Below are 24,441 nucleotides of genomic sequence, written 5' to 3'. Positions count from 1 at the left end.
TTGGTTACTTATCATTATAGAAGCATTGAAGGCCGGCCTTAATGTACATGGTGGACCAAATTCAATCCTTTGTTTAGTTATCAGTGTAGCAAGCAGTTTATATCCCTGTATCCCTCTTTATAATATAATCTGCACCTCTTCCTTAAGTATATTAAAGTTAACATTTAAGCCTTGAGAGCTTGATATATCCTTAACATATGCCGCAATGCCTTCAAAGTCCGGATCATCATGATTAACGATCCGCGGTACATCATCCGCATCAATTTGAACAGGAATAATAGACACGCCTTTGATCGCTTTATCTTCAATGACACCCTTTACAATCATCGTTTTGTAGGAATCCTCCGGCCAGCCTTTGCCTGTCTTCCATGTCGGATTGAGTGAAGCGACCTCCTTGTGCGACTTGCGTTTTTCCAGATCCTTGTGGAACTTGATCGGAGAATCAATCGCAAAGTTCCCAAGGCTGTAAAATATCGCTTTTCCTTTATATACTTCAATCCCTTTTAAAATATGGGCATGATGGCCAATGATCATATCTGCGCCCGCATCAATGGCAGCATAAGCCATTTCCTTCTGATAATCCGCCAGCACAGCGGGGATAAAGTGAATACCCGCATGCATGGAGACTATCACTAGATCTGCCCCGGCTTTGGCTTTTCGGATGTCTTCAACCATATGCTTCAAGTCCTGGCGATGAGCAAAGGTATGAATCCTGCATGGCGTGCCCGGCTGATCATGTTCAATTTGTTCATATAAAGTATGCGCTCTTAAAGGCACACAGCCCTGCCGATCCTCAGTAGCCCAATAATCTTGAGGGAGGATCGAATTGTAGGCTAAAAAGGCGATTCGCAGTCCATCTTGTTCATAGTATGCGGGCTTTCGCGCTTCTGAGATATTCCGTCCCACACCTATCACTTGCAGATCCTCCTGCTTAAGAACATCAATAGTATCCTGAAAGGCTTCTCTGCCCCAGTCCATACAGTGATTAGTCGCGAACGATACGATATGAAAGCCAGCCTTTTTAATGGCAGCTGCTGCATTGGGGTGACTTCTTGCGGCTAATCTTGCTTGCGGCAAAGGTGTTCCGCGTTCAGACAATACGGGCTCAAGCTGGCAAAAAGCGACATCCCCTGATTGGATTAATGGAGCCACTTGTTCAAAAATCGTATACGGAACCTCCCTTGTCGGTCCTACATCACCAACGGCATAGAAGACGGTCTCTTTTCCCATGAATCTACACCCTCCCCTGTGAGTACATTCAGCCCGTTCTCAGCCGGTCACAACAATTTCATCACCTGACCATGCATACTTCGCATTCATTCGCGCTTTTTGCGTGATCGCTTCCATATAATCAAAGACCTGCTGCCCCTGTTCATCGCGTTTAAGAATAATGGGTTTGCCACTCTTATTGATCAGGCAGGGCAGAAAGCTGTTACGAACAATTTTCGCATCTTCAATTTCAGTTTTAGCAATGATCGTATAAATGGCCTCTGGATGAAATGGATATGTCGGGTACTCCGGGTCTGGCGCAAATCCAAAAAATTCAATTCGTTTCATAGCCCATGAATCGGGATCTTTATCGTCAGATGGCGCGAGCAGCGGTACCCAGGTTACAAAATTACATAAACCATGGTAGATCGCTTTACCTTTGTAAAATTCGATGCCTCTTAAAATATGTGCGTGATGCGCCACGACCAAATCAGCGCCGGCATCGATCGCCGCATAGGACACCTGCTGCTCATATTGGGCAATCTTCGCAGGGGTATGTCCAATTCCTTTATGGAAAGCTACGACCAATACATCACATTGGGAGCGCAGTTGACGGATGTCCTCCTCCATTAGCTTCAAGGTAGGCTGGGTTGCCCAAGAATAGATCGTCGGCGGTCCTCCAGGAGTTTCATGCTCTAACTCGTAATGCGTAATGACCTCCAAATACGCATTCCCCGGCTTGTCTTTGGATGCCCATGTCGATTTTGGTCCTACACAGTTATAATTCAAGTAACCGATACGCGTACCGTCTTGCTCTAAGATCACAGGGCGCCTGGCTTCCTCCAAGTTCATTCCAGCCCCGACATAAGAGATGCCGTGCTGCTTCAGCCAGTCCATCGTGTCTTCAACCCCCTGGGAGCCTGCATCCATAAGATGATTCCCAGCCATCGTTACTAAATCAAAACCGTTCGAAGCAAGCGGGCTTAAGTTTTCGGGCAACCGGTCCAGTTCCACCGCTTTGGCATCACGAGCGGTATGGGTGACCTCCAGCTGTCCCACCACGAGATCCGCCTCCAGCAAGACAGACTTTACTTCCGAAAAATAGGATTCTGGATCAGGACCCAGAATGATATCGCCAACATTAAGCAAAGTAATGCCTTTCTTCCCCATTGTATTTCCTCCCTATATGTACACTTAGTTTCAGTTTAGTGTAGTGAACAAGGTTAAAACACTTCTATGATGAACAAATTGGCAGGATGAAATTAATACACCATGAACAATCCTCAGCCTCCATTAGAGACTTGAACCCTTAAGACAACGTCATGACTGGACGTAGAACGAAAAGAAGCACAACCCGGACTTGTTGGGCTGTACTTCTTTGATTAATTCATTTCATAAAAACTTGCCTTAAATCATCCGGAATGGCTTCTGCCTTCAGGTTCCCCTCTGCGAATGATACCCAAACCCTGGTTTCCTGCCCTTCAGCCACCACCTGCTGATCCTCTTTTTTAATGAAACGATGCTCAATCACGACGACTTTGTTTTTAACATCCTTCACCTTCGATATTACCTGAACTTCATCGTCAAATCGGAGTGAATGATAGAACTTGCACTGCGCCTCAACCAGAGGAAATCCCTTCTTAATCGACGATAGTATGGTGGTTGGATAACTAGTTTGCCGCAGCATTTCATGTGTAGACGAATCCATCCATTGATAGAAATTAGGATAGTATACAATCCCGGCCATATCCGTTTCTCCGAAACGCACTTTAAATTCCCAAGTTGACTCCATCATGAACTTCGCTCCCCTTTATTTCAATTTTCGTTTGATATTATAACCGAAGGCTTCAGAGATCTCGTTACGCATTTTGATCAGATACTGACTCATCATATCGTCCAGCTTGTCAGCAATCGTATTAGAAAAACCAACAACCACGACTACACCAAGCAACCGACCCTCAAAGTTCAATATAGGAAATGCTATAGACGAAATACTTGGAACGAGAGGCTCCCTTGCGAAAGCGATCCCGTTGGAACGAACGAATTGAATTTCCTGGTCAAAATACGCCTGCTGTGCTTCGTCCATCCGTTTGAGTTCTTCTGCCTTCCATTCATCCATTAAATTCTCCTCTAAAAAAGCTAAAAACACCTTGCCTGCAGCGGACATGGACGGCAGCACCGTACCCAGCTGGGCTCCGATATTCAACCCTTCTTGGGAATTAATCAATCTAACCACCATCGGGCCGCTTTGGGACCAGGACGTCAAAAGTACCGTATTTTTGCAGGTTTGATTCATTTCCTGCAGGAAGGGCATGACGCGTTCTACTACATTTTCTTGATTCACTGCTTTCATGCCGTACTCTACAAGCTTGCTGCCCAAAGAATACAGTCCGCTGCTTTTATCCCGATAGAGCAGTCCCACTAAGGTCAACGTATGCAGATATTTATGCAGATTGCTTTTAGTCATATGTGACAATTCATAGATCTCATTATATTTTAACGGCTTGCCGCTAGATGCTATGAGCTCAAGTATATCACAGCCTACCTGAAGCGATTGTATGACATTTGTTGCTTTGATTTCAGCCATATTCAGAAGACAACCTTTCCAGACGAATTATAGAGACGCGTCCTTCTTGTAAAGCCCTGTAATTCTTTGTTCTCAAATAGAGAACTAAGGCGTATTTAATTATATGATAATCATAAAATTTTGGAAGCGCAAGCTATATATCCTATAATCAAGGCATTTTACATCCACCTCATATTATGTATTGACAAATGAAGGCGTTTGCATTTCAATATCATGTAAGAACTTATTTCACTATTTGTGTAGATGAATACGAATTTTACTGATTATGATGCTAGAGGAGGCTGTTGTCCAAAATGAAACTAGTAAGCTACAGCACTGCAGGTGCTGTCCGTATCGGCTGCATAAATGGAGAGCAAGTGGTGGATTTAAATTATGCCTGCCTTGCTCAACTTGAAGCAGACGGCGCCATTCGCGCGAAACAAATCGCTGAAGCATTCGTTCCAACCAATATGGTTGAGTTCCTGCAAGGTGGAACAGAAAGCATGGAGTTAGCCAAGCGTGCCGTCGATTACGCACTCAACCATGTGGATACCATTCCCTACCCCGTAATTCATAACACGGAAGACGTAAAGATTGAAGCACCTGTCTTAAATCCAAGCAAAATAATATGCGTTGGTCATAACTATCGTGAGCACATTCTTGAAATGAAGCGCGAGCTTCCCGAATTCCCGGTTATATTCGCCAAATATCCGAATACGATCATCGGACCTCAGGATGATATCCCCTATTTTTCCATTTCAGAGCAGTTGGATTATGAAGCGGAGTTCGTCTTTGTGGTCGGCAAACGTGCAAGAAATGTATCCCAAGCTGATGCGCTTGACTACGTGGCCGGTTATACCATCGCTAATGATGTGACTTACCGGGATATCCAACGAAGAACCATTCAGTGGATGCAGGGCAAAGCTGTTGACGGAAGCGCTCCCATGGGACCCTGGCTGGTAACGTCGGATGAGCTTCAGGACCCGTCCGGCTTAGAGGTTGTCCTCACGGTCAACGGCGAAGAGCGCCAGCGTTCCAATACGGCAAATTTAGTATTTACCGTACAGCGCTTGGTAGAATTCCTTTCCGGACTAATGACACTTGAGCCAGGTGATGTGATCCTTACTGGAACACCAGGCGGTGTAGGGTTTGCCCGTGATCCGCAAGTGTTTTTGAAGGACGGAGATGTAGTACGCATTGAAATCGATAAAATCGGCGCACTTGAAAACAAAGTGAGCAAAGCAAATTAAGGAGGTATTTACATGAACATGCAGGTTGCGATTGAAAGCACGCAGCGCTCCTTAGAGCAAATCATTACAACCTCAAAAGGGTTGTCCCCAGAACTTATAAAATGGAAGCCTGCAGAAGACAAATGGTCTGTAATGGAAGTACTGGTCCATGTGGATGAAGCCCTCCCGTATTGGCTGGATGAAATCACTAGACTGTTAGGTAAGCCCGGGACGGAATGGGGACGCGGCCTTCAGGATGAGAAGCGTTTGGCTGCATTAGCTTCGGCCGGCCAGCGTTCCCTTCACGAAGTGCTGGCTTCGCTTGAACAAATCATACAGCGGGTTGAGCAGGTATTAGGTCCGATCACAAGCGATCAGCTTCAACAGGAATCCCCGAGCCGCAACCCGCGTTTTGGCACAAAGCCCCTGTCTTTTGTCATTCAACATTTGGTAGTGGACCATGCCAATTCGCATGACAAGCAAATTAAACGCAATATCGAGCAATTTAACACAGCGAAATAACAACATAAATTGAAAGAGAGGCGTGACACGAATGGCTGAAACGAATGATTTTTTTCAAAGTAAAATCGTAAAGGATTTTAATGAGGATATAGAGCGTTATCACCTGGGTCCGTTATGGCATGCCATTCCTGCTTTAATGAATCATACCCCAAAACCTCAGGCCATTCCTTATTTGTGGAAGTGGGAGCTGCTGCATGAAAAGCTAATGGCTGCAAGTGAAATCTTCACCCCTGATCGAGGCGGCGAGCGGCGAGCGATTTATCTTCAAAACCCCGGATTAACAGGCCGCCAGCCCTGGGGCTGGGCCTCTACCACTCATACCCTTTATGCTGCCGTTCAGTTAATCCTGCCTGGTGAAACAGCACCGTCACACCGCCATACCCAAAGCGCGCTTCGCTTTATTATGAAGGGTGAGGGCGCATACTCGATCGTACAGGGCGAACGTATATTTATGGAGGAAGGCGATTTCCTGACCACCCCGAAAGGCTTGTGGCACGGTCATTCTCATCCGGGAGATAAGCCGATGATCTGGATGGATTGTCTGGATATCCCGACGATCTATGCGATTGGCGGAACCTTCTTCGAACCTTATCCAGACAAAATTGAGCAGCCGCAGATGCCGGACAATTATTCTGCTCGCCGCTACGAAGGCGGTATGGTGCGTCCGATTTCCGACCGTCATGCGAAGGTTGCACCGCTCGGATCCTTCAAATGGTCTCAAACCGCTGCTGCCCTTAAAGGCTTGTCACAATACGAACCAGATCCTTACGATGGATTTGCGGTTGAATTTATTAACCCATCCAACGGCAAAACAGCAAACCCTAACATTGCTTCGTGGATGCAAAAGCTGCCAAAAGGATTTCACTCGAAAGCGCATCGCCATACCCATTCCGTCATTTATCAAATTTATAAGGGTTCTGGCTACTCCGTGATCGACGGCGTTCGATTCGACTGGTCTGAAGGCGACTTCCTAGTGATACCGAACTGGGCGCTGCATGAACATGTCGCAGAGGAGGAATCCTATCTGTTCTCAGCAAGCGACCTGCCCATTATGGAAAAATTTGAACTGGAACGCGAGGAAGCTTACGAGGAAAATGGAGGTCATCAACGGGTGACAAGCCATTTCGAACCGCTGCTTCCCTAGGGCATTATGCTACTAGTTTTATAGCCCCTCCCTATACAGCAAAAAAGGCCTTGAACTGGGCCTTTTTTGCTTTGACTATACCCGGTATCAATCAGAATCGTTACATTCTCATCCGTTATCAAAACAGGATGGATAAGGAGACCATGATAGTTTTGTGTCGTCTGATTCATCTTGCGTTACATCATTCAACTGGATAACTGCTTAAGGCTGAAAATGAATATGCCATTTTCTTTGCAAAATTTAACGGAGGCTCAACAGATTGGATGTGTATATACATGATTAAAGGTCTCGTATATAACCAGTGGTTATGCAAGGCACTAACAATCAATCCTTGTTGGATTATCGAGTACATAAAGCGAGGAATTTCTTCTTCTAAAATTGCAATTTCAGCCAAGCATAGCGCGTTACCGCTTTGATCCAGTGATTCAAACATGACTTCAGCTGGCGCAACAGACCTACTCATGCGCCCTTGAACAGTTACCTTAAAATTGCGATGCAATGATACAGAACAAGCATCTTGGTTTATGGTGCTTTTTCCTTTAAGAATATGAGCAAATTGCTCGCAAACAGAATTAAAGTTATTCATATAAATAAACCTCCTTTTACAGAGATAATCTATAATATATATTCAATGGAAGCCTTGAACATGTAAGAATTCCTGTAATAATAAAAGAAGGCGCTTTAAAGTGGTTTAGCCACCTCAAAATGCCTTTTTCAGTCTTAACTAATTAAATATTTCGTTCTAAAAAGTGCTTCAAATACTCATTTACCTGCTGCGGGTTATCCATATTGGTTGCATGATGAGCTCGATGTACTACTTTCAATGTAGTGTTTTGAATATGCTTTTCCATGTACTTTTGTTGTCTCATAGTCATCGAATCATGCTCCCCGCATAGTAATAAAGTCGGGCATTGCACGGAATGCAAATCATCACCACTTTCCATGCGAGTGATCGCATCCCACAGCCGAATCCAGTTGTTGTGTGGAATCATTTGCACGGCCTCTAATATATAAGCTTTGTTTTCCGGGTTGAATTTGGATAATGCATTGGCAGATAGTTTTGCTAGGGTCTTCATGGAAATGAAGCAAGCAGACCAGCGATTGATCGGTACGGCCAATTTTTCATACAAATTAAATGTGTTTGTAAAAGGTGTGCCAATTAGAATAAGGCCCGATACTTTCTTAGGATATCGAATTGCCGTTTGCAAAGAAATATGGCCTCCCAAAGATAAACCGCATAACGCCGCAGACTCTATCTGGAGATGATCCAATAAACCAAGCAAGTCTTTGCTAAAATCCTCAGAATCTACTCTACCTTCAGGCAAAGTAGATTTCCCATGCCCCCTTACATCCCATACAATAGTTTGATAAAACTGCGAGAAGTATTCTACCTGTTGTTTCCACTGTTTATGATTCCATGAAGCACCATGCGTAAAGACAATGGGTTTTCCCGATCCAACTACTTCATAGTAGAGCTGAACCCCGTTTACAGTAACAACACTCATCATAATACTCCTCTCAGGCCGCGATGTGTGAATAGGGCATGCTTACAAATCGTCTTTTACTAATGAATATATTTTCTGATCCGCATAATTCCCCTTGATCTTCAATTGTTTTCGTAGTATTCCTTCAAATTTCATCCCTAATTTCTCCATAACTCGTCTTGATCCTACGTTATCATGATTACATCTTCCCTCAATCCGGTTTAACCCCATCGTATCGAACCCGTAGCGAAGGATTTCCCGAGTAGCTTCTACTACAATCCCTTGGCCCCAATATTTTTTAGAGATTGCAAAACCAATCTCAGTTCTATCATGATTTACATCAAAACTAATAAATCCTGTTCTCCCAATGAGTTTTCCACTCTTGCGTTCTATAATACCCCAATGATATGCTTCCTTGTTATTATACTTTCTCAGCACGGACTCGATGTAATTTTGACTTTCTTCAAGGGTGTGATGAGTATTCCACATCGTGTATGCTGTTACATCCGGGTCAGAGGCAAGATCATAGTAATCAGTAATGTCTTTCAAGATAATACGCCTTAGGTGTACCCGATCTGTATAAAATTCAGGGGATTCACTGAATAATTTATCTACATCCATGAATAAGCCTCCAATTTATTAACAGTTCCTCAACTTCTCCCTGCTTACTTCCATAACTACTGGTTTCTCCGTTGAGACAATGTTAACGATATGATTCAGACAAGACACACCATAATGTTTGAAGGGTCCTGGATACTCTTCCGAAGCTATTGTCCCAGCACCAATAAAATCTAAGTACCTCGACTTACTATAAATTCTAAATGCTCTTCCCTCAAACTCTTCGTAATCATCCCAAACGGTGAACGATTCGTTTAACACCGAGTAGCCAACATAGCTATTAAAATCAATTTGAATTACTGGCGATTTCTCGTCAATTGTAACGGCATAACCATCACCAATATTATTATCTCCAATTAATATAGGTTCTGGTGTTGAACTTGTAATACTTCTTCTAAAGAAAAGACAGTTGCCCTCCATGATTGGCATGATGGCGGCGATGGCCTTAGGAATGACTATTGGCTTGGCAATGGGCGGTTTAGTCGCTGTATGGCTTCTGGATCAGTTTTTTCATTCTACTATGATCGGAATGTTGATTGGCGGGGCAGTTGGAATAATGGGCGGCATATGGGAACGATGCTTATGGTGATGATGCCCTCCGATTACGTGGCCATCACAATCAAATTGATGTCGGTTATTTGCAGTGGCATTGTTTTTTTAGTGTTCGTTATGCTTCTTGGGGCAGTGAGTCCCGATTATTTAAAAGATAAATCATTTATAGTGTCAAAGCCTATCGCCATGTTTTTCGTAATTGTTTTCGCACTTATCATAATTTAGGCAAACTGATTATATGATCGGCAAATAATATGTCCAAAAAGGTTTTTCTATTTTCTTATTATTAAACTACATTGAAATCGTTCTACTCCAGGATACTTCTGTCCTAAACTTGTTATATTAAAACCGAGCCTTCTATAAAAATCTACCGCATCCTTATCTGTTTCCGCTTCAACTCTTCTTATTTGGTTCTCTCTTATATATTCCTGTATTAATTTTTTTCCTAATCCTCGTCTGCGATTAAATTAAATATTTCCTTTTGATCTTTATATTCTTTTAAGTTAATCATCATTTTGATTCACCTTTTTCTGTATTCTTCAATAATGACTTATAAGCATGGATTTCAGATAACGTTGGAGGCGATAGCCTCCATGTATGAATACAGTTAGATGATGCATATGCTGTCTTAATTAATCATTAGGAATCTCTTTAAAAAGTCTCCATTGTTTCAATAATATTTTTATAACTACTCCTATGCTAGTTCCCAAAAAAACAAACAAGTAATTAAATCCAATAACAAAGAGGATCAGCAATCCAGCCCCTAAATCCTCTTCTCCTAACGGAAATAATATACCTGCTGCAAATATCGATAAAATAGTGCAAATTGGAGTAAATACCAATATCAATAATAGATATAATAGTTGCTTTGATTTATATAAAAGAATAATAGGGACAGAATATAACACAACCAGAATTACTGACATAATGTCTAAATTATTTCCAAGGGAACTGACATTATAGTATAGTCCGAAGAATATTATTTCGCCTACGATAGAGTGATATAAGCTTAGAAAAAAAGTCACTATAATTGCCTTGAAACCTGTGTTTATCATTTATTATTTTGATCCCTTTCAAGGATTGTCTGCTGGTTCCGCTTCCTCTCATCGAATAAATTCTCATCCAAGTAATTAAATATTACTTCACCGAATGTTAATGGACTCCAAGCTCCAGGTCCGATAGGCTTAGCCTCGAAAGATTGATCGCATGACTCGCTCCCATAACCGATACAAGGAGCCGAAAGGTCCCGCTTGAGAATATGGTGTTATTTCCCCGCCTTCGAAGCTATTTTTCGAGCCAACCACTCCAACACTTGTCCTACACCCTGTTTTTTTGACTGATCTACCATTTCCCAGAAATATTGAGGCGTCATAGAATTTAATGTCTCCTTGTAGTTATTTTTTATAATTGCGGGGATTTGTTATAGCGTTCTTGTATTCATAAAACGACCCAGCCAAGGATAGCTCTTAACTTAGGCTAGGTCGTTTGTTGTCTGAGCTTCTTCCATGATTACACATATGACAACCAAGAGGTGGAACCCCCAGCGTGAATGCAGTGTTATAGGATGTCAGCTACTTACCAAAATACTACTACCTGCTGCTGAAACATAATTCGATTATTACCCTATTCAATTATAGTGTCCTATGTTAGGATTAAATTAATTTTCCATTGATCGGAGGCAAGACCGTTGTAAGCTCTCATTTCCTTTTCCCATAAACAACTGAATATTGGAAAGGATAAGGCATTTGCTTACAAAATCATTCCACAGACTCTGGCTCAGTCAGGCTCTTTCGACTTTAGGAGACGTCTGGTATATTTTAGCACTTGTTACTACACTATTTCATCTATCCGGCTCGGCAATGATAACCGCGCTATATCCCCTGCTAAGGGTTTTCGGCATGACGGCCGGCAGCACCTTTGCGCCTGTCATCACACCCAAGTTTAACTTGAGTCGTCTTCTTGTCATTTGCCTTGGAGGGCAAGCCCTTGGGCTTAGCGTACTTGCGATGTACATGTTTACTTTTGGCAAAGGCCATCCAAATATCGCCATACTGGTTGGCATTGTATTCCTGATCTCGATTCTGGAAGGTGTAGCAGGGCCGGTAAGATCGTCTTTAGTTGCTGTAACTGTGCCCGAAGCTTCTCTGTTGAAAGCTAACAGTGTACTCGCGAGCGTCGTACAGACCTTCTCACTTGCCGGATGGGCTTTAGGGTCTATCGTCGTCTCTTGGCTCGGCGCTGGCCAAGTACTGGTCCTTTCAACCTTATTGCTTTGCGCTGGATGGTGGGTCTCTTCCCTGATCCGCGAAAATGAAACCACCCTACCCAATGTAACTACTGCCGGTTCTTCGTGGTTCAGTTCGATCCAGACAGGTTGGCGACACTATTATCGCGTTCCTAAACTGCGCGTACTGCTATGGATAAACGTTTGGGAAGGACTTTTCATGGCCGTGTTTGCTGGTGCACTCCTGCTCGTATTCGTAGGCGAACGTCTGCATGTAAGCGAGATGTGGTGGGGATGGATAAACGGCGCTTACTTAGGCGGGTTCGTCATCATGAGCCTTCTCATTAGCCGCCTATCGGGGCAAGTACTGAATCTCGGCATTATGCTCGTAGTAGGCAGTGGTTGCTTTACCGCGTTTACTTTCGGGTTTGGTTTTCTAACTAGCCCCTTGGTGGCGCTAAGTGTAATGCTTGCACTTGGGGCCTCGCAAGCAGTAAAAGATTTGGCGGAGCGTACGTTATATCAAACAAGCATTCCAACTGCAGAATTGCCACCGCTGTTCGCAGCCCAATCTTCGCTTATGTCTCTCCTCTATGGGGTCTCATTATTATTGTCGGGATGGATTGCAGATAATTTGAGTATTCAGGCGCTGTATATATTTGCAGCAATCGCTTTTACGCTTTCTTTCGCAGGGGCACTTGTATTCCAGTATAGATTTGGATCATTACAAAAAGGAGCAAGAACGAAGGAAGAAATAGTGAACTAGAGTTTGCCTTCACAACAACTTGGGCTTTACATGTTAGATATACCTAATATGTAAAGCCCCCTATTATTTTTACACGTCCATATCACCCCATCGTTTCGACGACATTTCGTTCCTGATCTTTAATCTCAAAAATCGTTGAATCTATATCATCGGCTTTGGCGTAAATAACCCACCGATATAATTCCGAAATTAAACCTCTGGACGGCCGCCTTTCGGTTAGCAATGAAGTGATTATAATCTTTTATCTTGTGATTTCTTCTCATCATGAGCGATAATTCATCCTCACGAAGAGCAGTAATCATATTTTCTTCCTGTGGTGTAATATCCATTACTGCACCTTCCCGTTCTTTTAGAAATAATATTTTCACAGCTAGGGTCATATCAATAAACGTTCTCCATAAAAGGCATTTATTTATGAAATCAATGCCTCGTTGGACAGTCTCGCGAGAATTTCATTCACGGTCTCTTCAGGGGACAACTCTGATGAATCCAACCATAGTCCGATACGAGGCGTTTCATTTCGCAAAACACCGTCTAGCTCTTCAACGCTCCAAACACCGTACCCTTTCTTTGTTCGAGCAGCCTCCCTTGCTGCAACAACCTCCGTATTTGGACAAAGCACCACTACATAAAATGGGCGTTTACCGATATACGAGATAAAATCATTTAGCAAAGGTCCGACAACTACATCTTGAACTACAACTGTAAATCCCGCTTGATAATACGCCTCCGCTGAATGTGCGGCCAGCCGATATCGCAGCCGCAACTGATCCAACTCATCATTTCCCGAATCTGGATGAATCTCTTTGCGGTTATTTACAATCATTTTCCGAAAAATATCTCCACGTAGATGCACCGATTTCTCGAATTGCTCGGATAGCAACTGCGCTACTGTCGATTTTCCGCTTGCCATGATCCCGGTAATCAATATAATGCTGGGACTTTCCGTTAACATACGATCACCACCCTTTTACTCATATTATTCATTTCCATTTTTCTTTTACCTATAGGGGAAGCATTTTACGAAACGACCCAGCCTTAGATAACTCTCATCCTAGGCTGGGTCATTTGTTGTCTAAGCTTCTTCCACAATTATACACGATCATTTCAGTTTACTGAATTCAACTTTCATATATCGAATTATGCATTACGCACTATGCCATCTGCTTGTTTCATAGGTTTCTTGGACACGGCCAAATACTGAAACCCCATCATGAGCAGATTTACTATGATCATACCAATGATGGCTGCTGAGAAGCTGTGCGTCGTATCATGTATCCAGCCAAGGATCAAGGGCCCTGCTGCACCTATGACGTAACCGACAGATTGAGTCATTGCTGCCCAAGAAGCAGCTTCCTGCGGATTGCCGGTCATATCGATGGGTAGCAATAAATTCAATGAAAACAGCGTTCCCGCTCCTAGTCCGATCAACATGGCTGCGATCCAAGGCTGTATGGCGAACATAATCATGATGAAGCCTGCTAATTCAACCAGGGATGCAACGATGAGCCAAAGCAACCGGGACGTGACTTTTTTCAATAAGGAACGCATCAACAGTCCTGCGGGAATTTGAACTACGGCAAAGATCGTTAATGCGTTAGCCGCATACCATTTACTGTAGCCCATACTTTGAATCATCGGGGGCAGCCAAGCCGTTACCGCATAAAATAACATAGCCAATAAGCCAAATGATAACGTTAGAAACCATGCTTTGGTATTTCCCCAGGGAATTTTCCCTGAGGAATGATTGGTTCCAGAATCTGTACCGTGCTTGATTCGACGCAAAAGAAGTGCCCACACACCAACAGCTATGATCCCCAATATCCCCCAAACCGCGAGCGCCCCCTGCCATGAATTTAGCCAAGTTTGCAGCGGTGCAGATATTCCCGAAGCAAGCGCTGCACCTATCGTTAAGGCGAGTGTATAAACGGCATCATGGACGGAACGGTTGAAACGAAGTACCGCTTAATAAATCCGGACAGTAGCGGACCTACTGACGCAATGCCTGCCCGGGCTATAAGAGCCGTTATAATTAACGAAATCGTGGAATTTGCAAAAAATCGCAGTAACGTCCCCGCTCCAATCAAAAGCAAAGACCAACTGATCACACGCTCCAGTCCCCAGCGGCCGCTAATTTTAGCGGCCAACGGCGAGAAGATCCCCATACAGAGTACGGGAATTGTTGTGAGCAAGCTTGCCAGCGAAGCGCTCATGTTTAACTCATTCCGGATCGACTCCAATATCGGTGAAATAGAGTTAATGGACAATCTTAAATTAAGTGCAGCCAAAAAGAGAGCAGCCATCAGTAAGCCGCCTGATACTGTTTTATTCATTTCCTTCACCCCTATATGTTAAGTAGTTGCGATCGCTACTGGGGTCATTATAATATCGAACTTTCTCAGGTGAAAGTACGCACAATAAAGTGGTATTGTATCCTAAATGATACTACAAAAGAGGTGAGGTGAAGGTAATGAAGGTCGTACCATCCTTATGCAAAGTAGAAAAAACACTAAGTATCATCTCAGGTAAGTGGAAGTCCATTATTTTACTGCACCTGCTCTACGGCGGGGACCAAACGGTTCAGTGAATTGAAGCAGCTTATTCCATCGATTACGCAAAAAATGCTCACCAGTCAGTTAAGAGAGCTGGAGGAACAGGGCCTAATTCGACGCATTGTTCACCCGCAGGTACCGCCTAAAGTTGAATACTCCGTCACCGGGTATGGAGAAACATTAAAGCCTGTATTGTTCATGATGCATGAATGGGGGCTTGCTCATTTGGATCGTTCCGAACATGATCAGCTACAACAGATGCCAAATTTACAAGTCAAAAGCTGAACGGGTATGATATGTATCTTTGATTATATGGATAATAAGTATTTGCTTACCTCTGGCCACGGATTACTCCGTGGCCTTAAATTTATCTTTTTTATAACTGTGTTTACCCATAGGGATCAGTTAACAAAAGTTGGTTTATTTAATGATGGAATCCTCCTTAATTGATACGAATATTTTTTTATCAGTATTGTTCTTGTTCGTATGAAGCAAGATAAGAAAATAACAATCATCAGGATTTCACTGGGAGGTCTAAGTATGGAAAAATTAGTTGATAAAGTTGCAATCATTACAGGCGGCGCTGCTGGGATTGGGAGACAGACGGCATTACTGTTTGCAAAAGAGGGAGCAAAAGTAGTCATTACAGATGTCAACGAAAATGAAGGCGAGAAGGCCTTGCAGGAAATAAAGGCGATTAACGAAGATGCACTCTTCATTAAACATGATGTTAGCAACGAGGGGGACTGGAAAAATGTCGTGTCCCAATCAACAGAAAAATTCGGTAAAATTGATGTTCTGTTTAACAATGCAGGCATTTATATTATCAAGCCGATTCCTGAAATTGAGCTGGATACATGGAATAAACTCATGGGGATTAATGTCACCGGTGTATTCCTTGGATTGAAACACGTTCTTCCAGTAATGGAGAAGCAGAATAAAGGCTCTGTTATTAACGCTTCCTCCATTGCCGGTCTAATGGGAGCTCCTGGTCATCTGCTTTACGGCGCAAGTAAAGGAGCTGTACGAGTTATGACGAAAGATGCAGCTGCGGAATATGCATCAAGAGGAATTCGCATTAACTCCATTCATCCTGGTTACATCACAACAGGTATGGCAGAATACGCGTCAGAAGTCACACACGCTTCTAAAGAGGAATTAGATGCCGCATATCCATTAGGAAGAATGGGAAATCCGAAGGAAGTAGCACAACTTGTACTATTCCTTGCATCTGATGACTCCTCCTTCTCAACAGGAGCAGAATTTGTTGTTGATGGTGGGGCAACAAATATCTTGTTATAAATAGGAATTAGAAAACAGGAACAATGTTATCGTGAATCCGTCCCTATTTGTTTTGGCGTAATTCGATTCCAGCCTTTTCCCGGAAACAAGTTATAGACGAACTAAACTGTTCGCTCTATAACTTGTTTTATTGGAAGGGGTTCTTGTCAAGGTTCAAAAATAGATGCAATCAATAGGATATTATTCCTCCCACACTTTCCACTTCGCATTGCCGTTTGCCCAATCAGCTTCGAGCGCGCTTTTATCCCGCGCCGTATCCATGCAGGCCCAGAATTTATTATGCTTATATACACCGAGCTTGCCATTTGCGCTCAAGCGCTCAAGCGGGCTGCGCTCAAAAATCGTTGAATCTCCATCGATATAATCAAAGACTTCAGGTTCCATCACCATGAACCCTGCGTTTATCCAAACACCGTCCTCCTGCACTTTTTCGTGAAAGCCAGTAATTGTCCCGTCTCGGTCGTTGATGCTCAGAATGCCAAACCGCCCGCCTGGTTGAATCGCCGATAATGTGACGGTCTTACCTGACTTTTCGTGTGTTTGTACCAGTTTGATAAATCAATGTCACTAACTCCGTCGCCGTAGGTCATCATAAACCGCTCATTGCCAACATAGGGCGCGATACGCTTAATACGTCCGCCGGTCTGTGTATGCAATCCCGTATCCACGACGGTGACTTTCCACGGCTCCGCGACATTCGCGTGTACAATCATCTTGTTCTCGTCAGTAAAATCAAATGTCATATCGCTGCGGTGTAAATAATAGTTGGCGAAGTATTCTTTAATCATATACCCCTTGTATCCGCAACAAATGATGAATTCGTTGAAGCCGTAATGAGAGTAAATCTTCATAATATGCCACAAAATCGGTGCATCGCCGATCTCTATCATCGGCTTAGGACGTAAATGCGATTCTTCGCTTATGCGAGTTCCGAACCCTCCCGCGAGAATGACTACTTTCATATAAACCTCCGTGTTTGCCAGAAACGACAAAAGGAGTAATCCCTCCGAAGTGTGGTCTCTAACTTGACTACAGGCGCGATCATGTTAAAATTCAATCATTCGAAGAATAATTATGCTTAAAAATACGGCTACCGAGGAGAGTGTACTTGTATGAACTGGAGAGAAATAACGACACTTGAAGAGTGGAATGAAATGTTGGCTAAATCAACAGAGCGCGGACAGGTGATTTTAAAACATAGCACAACTTGTCCTGTTAGCTCCAATGCGCTTCATGAATATGAGCAATATTTGCAGGATGCGCCCAATCCAGATTTGGATTATACGCTAGTGAAGGTTATCGAATCCCGTCCGGTGTCAAACCAAATTGCCGAGGATTTGAATGTTAAGCATGAGTCGCCCCAAATTATATTTATCAAGGATAAAGCCAAATACTGGACCACCTCCCACTGGTCGGTCACGAAGGCGCATATGACCGCAGTATTGGACTAATAGTAAATCAGACAGCCCGGTTGATGCCTCCATCACCGGGCTGTCGACCTCTATCAGAATATTTGCGCCCTAATTGGTAAATAATCAGGGTGACAGCCTTTTTTCGCAGACCGATAAGTCCTCAGGATCATAGGCAACAAACCGTTAAACTTTCTTGAAGGGAGACGAAGAATTTGACTGAAGATATGAACCCATTGCCAGAACTTGAGGATTTCCAAGTTGAAGCGATGTTTGAGAATCATGCACATGAGCTGCTTGAATTCACTTTTAAAGTGGATGGCGAAGAATTCAAGGGACATTTTCATGGCGATGAGATTATCTGGTTTAACCCACACCCCAAGCAAACGATGGATGAAAGTAGAGTAAAGCGAATTGAATCTGCCATATACTCATTAATAAGACATCATGGAGTTTCGAATGATATTCAAGATTTTGAAAAAATAAAACCTTTATTTGAAGATACCCCTCATGAGCGCAAGCAATTTTCTTTGCAGATGCAGGGAAATGAATACAAAGGGTTTGTTCATAAAGGAGAGGTTCACTGGTTCCATCCCCAGCCTCACCAGAAACTTGATGACGAAGTTTTAGAGGTATTGGAGTCTAAGATTCATGAGAAAGTTGTTCAGCATGAACTAGATCATGAACGTAAACAGGATTAGAGCATTTTTCAACCAAAAAAACGGTCAGATGCATTGAATGCTCCCTGACCGTTAACCATAAAAGAGAAAGTCCATATTTCCGAGAGCACTATCGACGACATTTACCGATACTCAATCGGCATAGCACCACTAATTAACACAGTGTTCATTTGTTCTTCGTCAATATCCCTAAGAACACTCCTCTAGATTATCATTATGATAAACTATGAATTAACTTAGTTAACATGCTATACTCTTTTTCTCCTGTCTCTTCGATCGTGCAAACCATTCTATGAATGATTTCTTTATTACCGGTTACCTCAAATTTCTGTGTTAGATTTCTTAGCTTCTCGAACGTTGTTTTCAACAACATCATATCGTCTATAGACTCTTTGAGATTGATATCCGGGTAACACTTTTCAATAAATCTCAATCGTTTGACCATCAAATGCTTATGCTCCATGATAACATGCAATGGTATTGTTAATTTTGTCCTTAATTGTTCCGTATTCCCGTTTATAAACTGCCTAAGATTTTCAAGCAGACTATCGTAGACGTTTAGGCCGTAACGATACTTAAAGTCGGAATGGTAATCAAAAACATTATGGATCACTCTTTTAGAATCTCTGAACGAAATCAGTTGATCAATAATATGGCTGATGTCCAAATCCAGTTTAAACCCTTCGTCCTCTCGCACTTTCAGCAGAAACATCCGATTCTCATACCGTTCATAGTCATATTTATTGTTAAAATACGCTATCTTCAGCTGATCAATATGGATTACCCTTTCTGTAAACTGCCGCCTCGAATCGTAGCCTTGAAAATATACTTCTTCAGTAGCTGCATCATATCCATGCAGTAAAATATGGTGATTGTTGTCTGTCTGACTTATTGCTGCAGGTGTATTGGGTATATATTTATTATTTACATATAAAAATACATATTGCTTCGTACTAAAAGCATTCTTAATAAGTTTATGAAAATCCAAATTGTGCTCAACTACGAAATCTCTAGTAATAACTTGGTAATCAAACCAAGGGGTTAATATACTCCAGTTGTAACCTATATAATCAGGTAAATAATAGGTAACTGGAAACTGGCTATTGCCGATCTCAGATACTAATTGGATATAGTTCATGTAAATCCATACTTTTGCTTCTTCTATATGTTCTAGAATGGATAGCTGATAGGCATGATTAAGGTAGCCTCTAACCGTCGGCATGCAAATAGGTAACTTTACTGAATCCAAAGTTGCCTTCACCCCTTTTTATTGTCGATGGTCTGTCGATTCAGAATAATTTGAGTCGCATTACAAACAGTATGATCCTCATAAATGACCTCAACCGGAGTTTCTCTACTTAAAAAACCCATTAAACTAGCCGTCAATCCGTAAGCGCCAACGTTAGGAATGACAATAATGTCTTGAACGCATAGGCTTTGAGTTTCTTGGCTTCTTCTCAGCAAGTCTAATGGGGTACACAAGGGACCTACCATGGCTGCGGAAATCGTGTCAGTAGAAGCATGATCATTCTGGCAAATATAATCCATATCAAACTTTTGCATTCTTCCCAAACCTGACATCCCGCCTAAGTGGTTAATTCCACCGTCAAGGATAATAAATTTTTCACCCTTACTCTCCTTAATTTCTTCAACTGTGCACACATATTGGCCACACGCCGCAACCAAATTTCTTCCAGACTCGAAAGCGATTTCCGGTAATTGCTGCCTCCAATCGGCAAGTTCCAGATCGAGAACAGCACTAATCTCTGTCTTAATAGAAGAAAAGTCTGCGGAATTCCCTTTTTTAGCGTACGGATGCCCAAATCCCCCGCCAAGGTCCAAAAACTTAAGACTGATTCCTAGTTGTTCCGATAATCGTTTAGCCATCTGTATGGAGTATGTGAAGGACGAGATCATGCTGTTAACGTCATTCGAGTTGGTGCCATTAAACACATGGAACCCAATAATATCCATATAGGGAGAAGAGATAAACTCAAGAGGTATTTCCGCGACTTTGTTTTCATCAATGCCGAACTGAGACGCTACACCGGTCATAGACAAACTAGAGCGAAGATATTTATGATTAGGGTTCACACGTAAGATGACTTGAACCTTCTTCCGGTGTTTATCAGCCAAACGTGAAAGTTTGTTCAGTTCATTCGTCGATTCACATGAATACTTAATTACGCCAAGTTTGAGTGCTTCTTCCATTTCATTGTTCGTTTTGGCCGGCCCGGTATATAATATTTGTTCCGCTATACCTCCTGCTTGCAAGGCTACTCTTAACTCTGCTATTGAAGAGACCTCACAACGGCAACCCTGCTTTACTAATTCTTTGACTATATAAGGATTTGGATTTGCTTTTAATGAATAAAATAATATGGAACCGTCGGGTAACGAATTGAATAATCTCTTAAAGGCCGACTTCAATTCAGCCAAATCGTATGTATATAACGGACTACCGTACTTACTAACCAAGTGTTGTAAATCCATAATTACGCTCCTTCTAGCATCATGACCTTGACATCTTGACTCTAGACTTCGCTAAAGAAGGTTTTAAGTTTCTTCTTATCTACCTTGCTGTGTGATGTTAAAGGTAATGAAGGCACGATATTAATTTTGTTAGGCATCGCATATTTATCAATTCGTTCGCTTAGCTCTTTACGGAGATCATTCTCAGAAAGATTGGTTACAACGAATAAACAAGTGACTTCTTCAGCTACAACTAAAGCGGCTTGGACGACATTCGGAATTTCCATTGCCGCTGTCTCGACGTCAATTGAACTGATCCGATAACCGTTCTTTTTGAAAATATCATCCTCTCTACCATGGAAATAGAGGTAACCGTGTTCATCTATACTACACATATCACCTGTATACAAGACATTTTCATCGTTCCATGTGCCAAAGTTAATTTTTGTATTTTTATTACTATTGTTCCAATAGCCTTTCATCACATGCGGTCCCTTAACGACTAATTCACCAATTTCGTTTGGAGGCAGTTTCTCCCCATCCCTATTAATAATCATGCACTCGGTTCCGGGCAGAGGTTTTCCGATGGAATCGATTTTTTCAATAATCTCTTCGGATGGCAATATCGATACTCTCTTGCATTCTGTAAGACCGTACATGGAATATAAGAGTAACTGGGGAAACATGGTAAGCAATTGATGTATATTTGCTCTCTTGAGCTTCTCGCCGGTGCTTGTAATGAACCTCAAGCTGTTAACCGGCCGGTTTTCCCTATTGAATTGAGCCGATATAGATTGGACCATAGATGGAACGATAGGCAAGCCCGTAATACCAAATTCATGAATCGATTTAATCATCTTCAAACCGGCAGTTTCTATTGGAAATAACACAAGCTTGGCTCCCACTTGGAACGTCAGGAAAATCTGGTACATTCCATAATCGAAGGAAAAAGGCAAAAATAGCCCAATGATGTCTTGTTCTTTCACATGAAGGCAATTCTGAATCGCATTAGCGGCAAAGGTTACATTGGCATGCGATGACATGACTGCCTTAGGCTTACCTGTACTTCCCGATGTGTAAATTAGGCAAACCAAGTCCCCCTCTTCGATATGAGTTGTGACTTCGGAGCTTATTTGATTCGATGGTACAGTGCAATCATATAACTCTTCTTCAACTACGATGAATCGATGCCACGGAAGGGAGTGCTTTGCTTTATTTTTTGTATTCGTAACGATCACTTTCGGTTCGCAATCTTCGATAATATGCTTTAAGTTCTGAGTGACAATTTCTTCATTGAGATGAACGAAAACCGCCCCTAACCTAGATGACGAGAATATGGAAACAACCGATAGAAAACTATTAGGGAGCAAAATGATAATTCGATCACCCTTTGTAACTCCTTGATTACGCAAGTAAGTTTCAAAGCGAATGACTTCGGAATTTATGTCCTGATAAGTATAATAATTTGAACCCGCTTGAAGCGCACATTTTGTAGGATGCTGTCGACTAGACCGTTCCAGAATATCATGCACAAATTTGATCATATAACGTGATCCCCCATTACTCTTTTCATAGATTGCCTAGATCGCGTTGTTTTCTATTACGAGTTTGCTTTTTACTATGTCAACAATTTTAGGTATGGTGTTGAAATTTTCGTACAACAGTTCATCGTCATCAATTGATATACCAAAAGCATCTTCTAATTGCACAATAAGTTGAATCGCATTTAACGAATCCAAACCAATATCATAAAGATCGGTTTGATTAGTTATATCATCCGGGTTGCTGTTGCTGAAAAGGTTGAATAAAATCGCCTTCACTTGGCTCTCAATATCTTGTACATGATTCATCGTTAATGTAACCCTCCTATAAATTTTTCATATAGATCATATGACCTGCCTACATCTACAACACTGTGACTATCTGAACCGTATACTAATGGAATTCCTAGTGTTAATGCTTCTTCAACAATCCACTCGGAAGGATACGTGTCCCCGCAATGAGGCTTGTATAAACCCGCTACATTAACATCCAGCTCGTAATTTTTGGCTTTGATTTTTTTTAACAATTTTACTATCCTGTCCCGGCACGCATCTTGATTTTTTAGCGGATATATTCTCTTGAATTTTTCTACCAAGGTAAGATGAGAGATTCGTTTTGGTTTGTAAGGACCTAAGTCCGCATCAATACTTTCTTCCACTGCATCAAAGTACGCATGATATACGTTCTCGACACTCCCGTAATAGTCGATCAATCCCTCCTTAAAATCGATGGGGTTTGAATCGACACATCTCCAACCATTCTTTCCTATTAGAAAATGTACGGACAGGATACTATCCTGCATTCTATGACCATACTGATCCAATAACTCTCGGGCAAATGATTCCATTCCTTGTATGAAATCAAGCTCAAGTCCAATCATTAAATCAATAGTTGAGCTATACTTATTTCGCAGCCCTTCGCACATTTCCAAATAGTTGTCAATATCACCATATTTCATTGCCAGGGCATTCACATAATCACGGTCGTTTGGCAATGACTTCACCAGTTTCTCGGGCAACGGGGAGTGTTCTGTGAAACTGTACTGGTTAAATCCCTTCTGAACTGCCTGTTGAACAAACCGTTCTGCATGCTCACCAGAACCATGAAAGCAGAAGTGGGTGTGCGTATGACCATCCCTACGAATCAACTAATCGCCTCTTTTCGTGGTGCTTCAAGCATTTTCAACGTTTTATTGATATGAATAAAATCTTCTTCGGTGTTCAAATCACCGAAGAGAAACGTTGTTACCCCGCAGTCAACATATTGTTGCAAATACGCTGCTAATTCTTCATAGCTCCCTACGAGGAAGGGATCCTCCGTTAACCCATTGAGATATGCCCCCATCCAATAGATGTTGTCGTAAACTTCACCTGATAGAGCTAGTTCTGCCATTAGCTTTGTATTGTGAGATAACATATTTTTCCTTATTTTAGCCTTTACGACTCCTGATCGATTAGCTGGAAACTTACGGCGAGCAGCTTCCCATGCCTCTGCTGAATTGGATCTGCTAATCACCGAGATTCTTATCCCTAAATTAACGGAATCCGTGATGAATCTACTACAATACTCCTCCTTAAATGTATGTATTGGGGCTGGTCTCAATAAAGCTGTATCGCCATGCGCCTGTGCGATTCGGATACTGTCCTTCGAGGAACCCGGCACAAATAATTCTGGAATATGCTCTTGTCGAATATACGGAGCTAATCTTAGCTTATTAAACTTATAATAGCTGCCATCGAAGGTAAGAGGCTCCTTAGAATGCAATAGCCCTTTTAAAACTTGAATATACTCCTCCAGTCTTGCATATTTCATCGTTGGATCCGTCGCCTGATGTACACTTGACAGTTCCATTTCACTGACACCGGTAATGAGGTTTAAATTCACTTTTCTATGAAGTAGATTCGAGATTGTCGAGAGCGTTTTCACTAAACTGAAAGGTGGAATAGAATAGGGCTGCGTAGCAACTAACGGGAGGAGTTTTGTTGTCGTATGTAATACTCGAGAAGCCAAAAACCAAGGATCCATCGATCCGTGATGATGGAATATCAAAGTCCCGGTAAAATGATACTTTTCGGACAACTTGGAAATACTGTCTATCTTATGTAAAGAGTTTTCGTTCTCCAAAAAACCGGGCAATTCACTGTAGTACATTAAGTCCATGCTTGACCCC

27 protein-coding genes and 2 pseudogenes are annotated in these 24,441 nt (G+C 42.2%); 8 read left to right on the top strand and 21 right to left on the bottom strand.

The window, feature by feature from the left end:
- Positions 1-117: 117 nt before the first annotated feature.
- From MKX50_RS09755 to MKX50_RS09740, 4 genes are all read right to left on the bottom strand, one after another.
- Positions 118-1,230: a CapA family protein gene (locus MKX50_RS09755; protein WP_339159385.1), complete on the bottom strand. Its 1,113-nt coding sequence runs from the start codon at positions 1,228-1,230 to the stop codon at positions 118-120.
- 39 nt (positions 1,231-1,269) lie between these two features.
- Complete coding sequence (locus MKX50_RS09750; RefSeq protein WP_339159383.1) at positions 1,270-2,379, bottom strand: CapA family protein; 1,110 nt, start codon at positions 2,377-2,379, stop codon at positions 1,270-1,272.
- Between the two features lie 217 nt (positions 2,380-2,596).
- Positions 2,597-3,004: a thioesterase family protein gene (locus MKX50_RS09745; RefSeq protein WP_339159380.1), complete on the bottom strand. Its 408-nt coding sequence runs from the start codon at positions 3,002-3,004 to the stop codon at positions 2,597-2,599.
- Between the two features lie 15 nt (positions 3,005-3,019).
- Complete coding sequence (locus MKX50_RS09740) at positions 3,020-3,796, bottom strand: IclR family transcriptional regulator C-terminal domain-containing protein (protein WP_019636442.1); 777 nt, start codon at positions 3,794-3,796, stop codon at positions 3,020-3,022.
- A 293-nt stretch (positions 3,797-4,089) separates the two neighbouring features.
- Between MKX50_RS09740 and MKX50_RS09735 the strand changes: the two genes are divergently transcribed.
- From MKX50_RS09735 to MKX50_RS09725, 3 genes are read left to right on the top strand one after another with little or no spacing between them, the layout of a single operon-like run.
- Complete coding sequence (locus MKX50_RS09735) at positions 4,090-5,025, top strand: fumarylacetoacetate hydrolase family protein (protein ID WP_339159378.1); 936 nt, start codon at positions 4,090-4,092, stop codon at positions 5,023-5,025.
- 12 nt (positions 5,026-5,037) lie between these two features.
- Entirely contained in the window at positions 5,038-5,526 is a 489-nt protein-coding gene (locus MKX50_RS09730; protein ID WP_339159376.1) for a DinB family protein, read from the top strand.
- 31 nt (positions 5,527-5,557) lie between these two features.
- A complete protein-coding gene (locus MKX50_RS09725) occupies positions 5,558-6,670 on the top strand; it encodes a cupin domain-containing protein (protein WP_339159374.1) in 1,113 nt (370 codons plus the stop codon).
- Positions 6,671-6,851: 181 nt separating this feature from the next.
- On the opposite strand, the gene MKX50_RS09720 is transcribed toward MKX50_RS09725, so the two are convergent.
- The 6 genes from MKX50_RS09720 to MKX50_RS09695 form a co-directional block, all read right to left on the bottom strand.
- Positions 6,852-7,256: a DUF1259 domain-containing protein gene (locus tag MKX50_RS09720; protein ID WP_339159372.1), complete on the bottom strand. Its 405-nt coding sequence runs from the start codon at positions 7,254-7,256 to the stop codon at positions 6,852-6,854.
- Positions 7,257-7,398: 142 nt separating this feature from the next.
- Positions 7,399-8,175 carry an alpha/beta hydrolase gene (locus MKX50_RS09715; protein ID WP_339160068.1) on the bottom strand — a complete coding sequence of 259 codons (777 nt, stop codon included), beginning with the start codon at positions 8,173-8,175 and terminating at the stop codon, positions 7,399-7,401.
- A gap of 42 nt (positions 8,176-8,217) precedes the next feature.
- Complete coding sequence (locus MKX50_RS09710; protein ID WP_339159370.1) at positions 8,218-8,775, bottom strand: GNAT family N-acetyltransferase; 558 nt, start codon at positions 8,773-8,775, stop codon at positions 8,218-8,220.
- 18 nt (positions 8,776-8,793) lie between these two features.
- Positions 8,794-9,201: a hypothetical protein gene (locus MKX50_RS09705; protein ID WP_339159368.1), complete on the bottom strand. Its 408-nt coding sequence runs from the start codon at positions 9,199-9,201 to the stop codon at positions 8,794-8,796.
- Between the two features lie 395 nt (positions 9,202-9,596).
- Complete coding sequence (locus tag MKX50_RS09700) at positions 9,597-9,731, bottom strand: hypothetical protein (RefSeq protein ID WP_339160067.1); 135 nt, start codon at positions 9,729-9,731, stop codon at positions 9,597-9,599.
- A 225-nt stretch (positions 9,732-9,956) separates the two neighbouring features.
- Complete coding sequence (locus MKX50_RS09695) at positions 9,957-10,379, bottom strand: hypothetical protein (protein ID WP_339159366.1); 423 nt, start codon at positions 10,377-10,379, stop codon at positions 9,957-9,959.
- A 690-nt stretch (positions 10,380-11,069) separates the two neighbouring features.
- Here MKX50_RS09695 and MKX50_RS09690 point away from each other — a divergent pair.
- The gene (locus MKX50_RS09690; protein ID WP_339159364.1) at positions 11,070-12,314 is read left to right on the top strand and encodes an MFS transporter; all 1,245 of its coding nucleotides are present in this window, start codon (positions 11,070-11,072) and stop codon (positions 12,312-12,314) included.
- Between the two features lie 146 nt (positions 12,315-12,460).
- Here the strand turns inward: MKX50_RS09690 and MKX50_RS09685 are convergent, their stop codons facing one another.
- The 4 genes from MKX50_RS09685 to MKX50_RS09670 form a co-directional block, all read right to left on the bottom strand.
- Positions 12,461-12,694 carry a hypothetical protein gene (locus MKX50_RS09685; RefSeq protein ID WP_339159362.1) on the bottom strand — a complete coding sequence of 78 codons (234 nt, stop codon included), beginning with the start codon at positions 12,692-12,694 and terminating at the stop codon, positions 12,461-12,463.
- 32 nt (positions 12,695-12,726) lie between these two features.
- Complete coding sequence (locus MKX50_RS09680; RefSeq protein WP_339159359.1) at positions 12,727-13,269, bottom strand: AAA family ATPase; 543 nt, start codon at positions 13,267-13,269, stop codon at positions 12,727-12,729.
- A gap of 185 nt (positions 13,270-13,454) precedes the next feature.
- A complete protein-coding gene (locus MKX50_RS09675) occupies positions 13,455-14,186 on the bottom strand; it encodes an MFS transporter (protein ID WP_339160065.1) in 732 nt (243 codons plus the stop codon).
- A gap of 38 nt (positions 14,187-14,224) precedes the next feature.
- Entirely contained in the window at positions 14,225-14,647 is a 423-nt protein-coding gene (locus tag MKX50_RS09670; RefSeq protein WP_339159357.1) for an MFS transporter, read from the bottom strand.
- A 137-nt stretch (positions 14,648-14,784) separates the two neighbouring features.
- On the opposite strand from MKX50_RS09670, the pseudogene MKX50_RS09665 reads away from it, so the two are divergent.
- Positions 14,785-15,151, top strand: a pseudogene (locus MKX50_RS09665) (helix-turn-helix domain-containing protein).
- Between the two features lie 255 nt (positions 15,152-15,406).
- Entirely contained in the window at positions 15,407-16,168 is a 762-nt protein-coding gene (locus MKX50_RS09660; RefSeq protein ID WP_339159355.1) for a glucose 1-dehydrogenase, read from the top strand.
- 180 nt (positions 16,169-16,348) lie between these two features.
- On the opposite strand, the pseudogene rfbF reads toward MKX50_RS09660, so the two are convergent.
- Positions 16,349-17,130 (bottom strand): annotated as a pseudogene (gene rfbF, locus MKX50_RS09655) (glucose-1-phosphate cytidylyltransferase).
- Positions 17,131-17,280: 150 nt separating this feature from the next.
- Here rfbF and ytxJ point away from each other — a divergent pair.
- Positions 17,281-17,619 (top strand): bacillithiol system redox-active protein YtxJ, encoded by a 339-nt coding sequence (gene ytxJ, locus MKX50_RS09650; protein ID WP_339159353.1) that lies wholly within the window; start codon positions 17,281-17,283, stop codon positions 17,617-17,619.
- Between the two features lie 173 nt (positions 17,620-17,792).
- Positions 17,793-18,278: a hypothetical protein gene (locus MKX50_RS09645; protein ID WP_339159351.1), complete on the top strand. Its 486-nt coding sequence runs from the start codon at positions 17,793-17,795 to the stop codon at positions 18,276-18,278.
- Between the two features lie 193 nt (positions 18,279-18,471).
- Here the strand turns inward: MKX50_RS09645 and MKX50_RS09640 are convergent, their stop codons facing one another.
- From MKX50_RS09640 to MKX50_RS09615, 6 genes are read right to left on the bottom strand one after another with little or no spacing between them, the layout of a single operon-like run.
- Positions 18,472-19,506: a hypothetical protein gene (locus MKX50_RS09640; protein WP_339159349.1), complete on the bottom strand. Its 1,035-nt coding sequence runs from the start codon at positions 19,504-19,506 to the stop codon at positions 18,472-18,474.
- An 8-nt stretch (positions 19,507-19,514) separates the two neighbouring features.
- Entirely contained in the window at positions 19,515-20,750 is a 1,236-nt protein-coding gene (locus MKX50_RS09635; protein ID WP_339159347.1) for a decarboxylase, read from the bottom strand.
- Positions 20,751-20,791: 41 nt separating this feature from the next.
- Complete coding sequence (locus tag MKX50_RS09630; RefSeq protein WP_339159345.1) at positions 20,792-22,273, bottom strand: AMP-binding protein; 1,482 nt, start codon at positions 22,271-22,273, stop codon at positions 20,792-20,794.
- A gap of 36 nt (positions 22,274-22,309) precedes the next feature.
- The gene (locus MKX50_RS09625; RefSeq protein WP_339159343.1) at positions 22,310-22,579 is read right to left on the bottom strand and encodes an acyl carrier protein; all 270 of its coding nucleotides are present in this window, start codon (positions 22,577-22,579) and stop codon (positions 22,310-22,312) included.
- A gap of 2 nt (positions 22,580-22,581) precedes the next feature.
- On the bottom strand, positions 22,582-23,418 hold the full coding sequence (hisJ, locus tag MKX50_RS09620) for a histidinol-phosphatase HisJ (protein WP_339159341.1): 837 nt from the start codon (positions 23,416-23,418) through the stop codon (positions 22,582-22,584).
- Positions 23,415-24,431 (bottom strand): LLM class flavin-dependent oxidoreductase, encoded by a 1,017-nt coding sequence (locus tag MKX50_RS09615; RefSeq protein ID WP_339159339.1) that lies wholly within the window; start codon positions 24,429-24,431, stop codon positions 23,415-23,417. Before MKX50_RS09615 ends, hisJ begins: the two co-directional genes overlap by 4 nt.
- Between the last annotated feature and the right edge of the window lie 10 nt (positions 24,432-24,441).

Source organism: Paenibacillus sp. FSL W8-0186 (assembly GCF_037969765.1).
In the GTDB taxonomy this organism is placed as follows: domain Bacteria; phylum Bacillota; class Bacilli; order Paenibacillales; family Paenibacillaceae; genus Fontibacillus; species Fontibacillus woosongensis.
The sequence above is the reverse complement of the archived record's forward strand: the minus strand, read 5'-3'. Positions and strand labels throughout refer to the sequence as shown.

What these genes read in the sequence shown, in the direction of transcription:
- MKX50_RS09755 (WP_339159385.1), bottom strand. Translation starts at nt 1,230, where the DNA reads ATGGGAAAAGAGACCGTCTTCTATGCCGTTGGTGATGTAGGACCGACA.
- MKX50_RS09750 (WP_339159383.1), bottom strand. Translation starts at nt 2,379, where the DNA reads ATGGGGAAGAAAGGCATTACTTTGCTTAATGTTGGCGATATCATTCTG.
- MKX50_RS09745 (WP_339159380.1), bottom strand. Translation starts at nt 3,004, where the DNA reads ATGATGGAGTCAACTTGGGAATTTAAAGTGCGTTTCGGAGAAACGGAT.
- MKX50_RS09740 (WP_019636442.1), bottom strand. Translation starts at nt 3,796, where the DNA reads ATGGCTGAAATCAAAGCAACAAATGTCATACAATCGCTTCAGGTAGGC.
- MKX50_RS09735 (WP_339159378.1), top strand. Translation starts at nt 4,090, where the DNA reads ATGAAACTAGTAAGCTACAGCACTGCAGGTGCTGTCCGTATCGGCTGC.
- MKX50_RS09730 (WP_339159376.1), top strand. Translation starts at nt 5,038, where the DNA reads ATGAACATGCAGGTTGCGATTGAAAGCACGCAGCGCTCCTTAGAGCAA.
- MKX50_RS09725 (WP_339159374.1), top strand. Translation starts at nt 5,558, where the DNA reads ATGGCTGAAACGAATGATTTTTTTCAAAGTAAAATCGTAAAGGATTTT.
- MKX50_RS09720 (WP_339159372.1), bottom strand. Translation starts at nt 7,256, where the DNA reads ATGAATAACTTTAATTCTGTTTGCGAGCAATTTGCTCATATTCTTAAA.
- MKX50_RS09715 (WP_339160068.1), bottom strand. Translation starts at nt 8,175, where the DNA reads ATGAGTGTTGTTACTGTAAACGGGGTTCAGCTCTACTATGAAGTAGTT.
- MKX50_RS09710 (WP_339159370.1), bottom strand. Translation starts at nt 8,775, where the DNA reads ATGGATGTAGATAAATTATTCAGTGAATCCCCTGAATTTTATACAGAT.
- MKX50_RS09705 (WP_339159368.1), bottom strand. Translation starts at nt 9,201, where the DNA reads ATGCCAATCATGGAGGGCAACTGTCTTTTCTTTAGAAGAAGTATTACA.
- MKX50_RS09695 (WP_339159366.1), bottom strand. Translation starts at nt 10,379, where the DNA reads ATGATAAACACAGGTTTCAAGGCAATTATAGTGACTTTTTTTCTAAGC.
- MKX50_RS09685 (WP_339159362.1), bottom strand. Translation starts at nt 12,694, where the DNA reads ATGACCCTAGCTGTGAAAATATTATTTCTAAAAGAACGGGAAGGTGCA.
- MKX50_RS09680 (WP_339159359.1), bottom strand. Translation starts at nt 13,269, where the DNA reads ATGTTAACGGAAAGTCCCAGCATTATATTGATTACCGGGATCATGGCA.
- MKX50_RS09670 (WP_339159357.1), bottom strand. Translation starts at nt 14,647, where the DNA reads ATGAATAAAACAGTATCAGGCGGCTTACTGATGGCTGCTCTCTTTTTG.
- MKX50_RS09660 (WP_339159355.1), top strand. Translation starts at nt 15,407, where the DNA reads ATGGAAAAATTAGTTGATAAAGTTGCAATCATTACAGGCGGCGCTGCT.
- ytxJ (WP_339159353.1), top strand. Translation starts at nt 17,281, where the DNA reads ATGAACTGGAGAGAAATAACGACACTTGAAGAGTGGAATGAAATGTTG.
- MKX50_RS09635 (WP_339159347.1), bottom strand. Translation starts at nt 20,750, where the DNA reads ATGGATTTACAACACTTGGTTAGTAAGTACGGTAGTCCGTTATATACA.
- MKX50_RS09630 (WP_339159345.1), bottom strand. Translation starts at nt 22,273, where the DNA reads ATGATCAAATTTGTGCATGATATTCTGGAACGGTCTAGTCGACAGCAT.
- MKX50_RS09625 (WP_339159343.1), bottom strand. Translation starts at nt 22,579, where the DNA reads ATGAATCATGTACAAGATATTGAGAGCCAAGTGAAGGCGATTTTATTC.
- MKX50_RS09615 (WP_339159339.1), bottom strand. Translation starts at nt 24,431, where the DNA reads ATGGACTTAATGTACTACAGTGAATTGCCCGGTTTTTTGGAGAACGAA.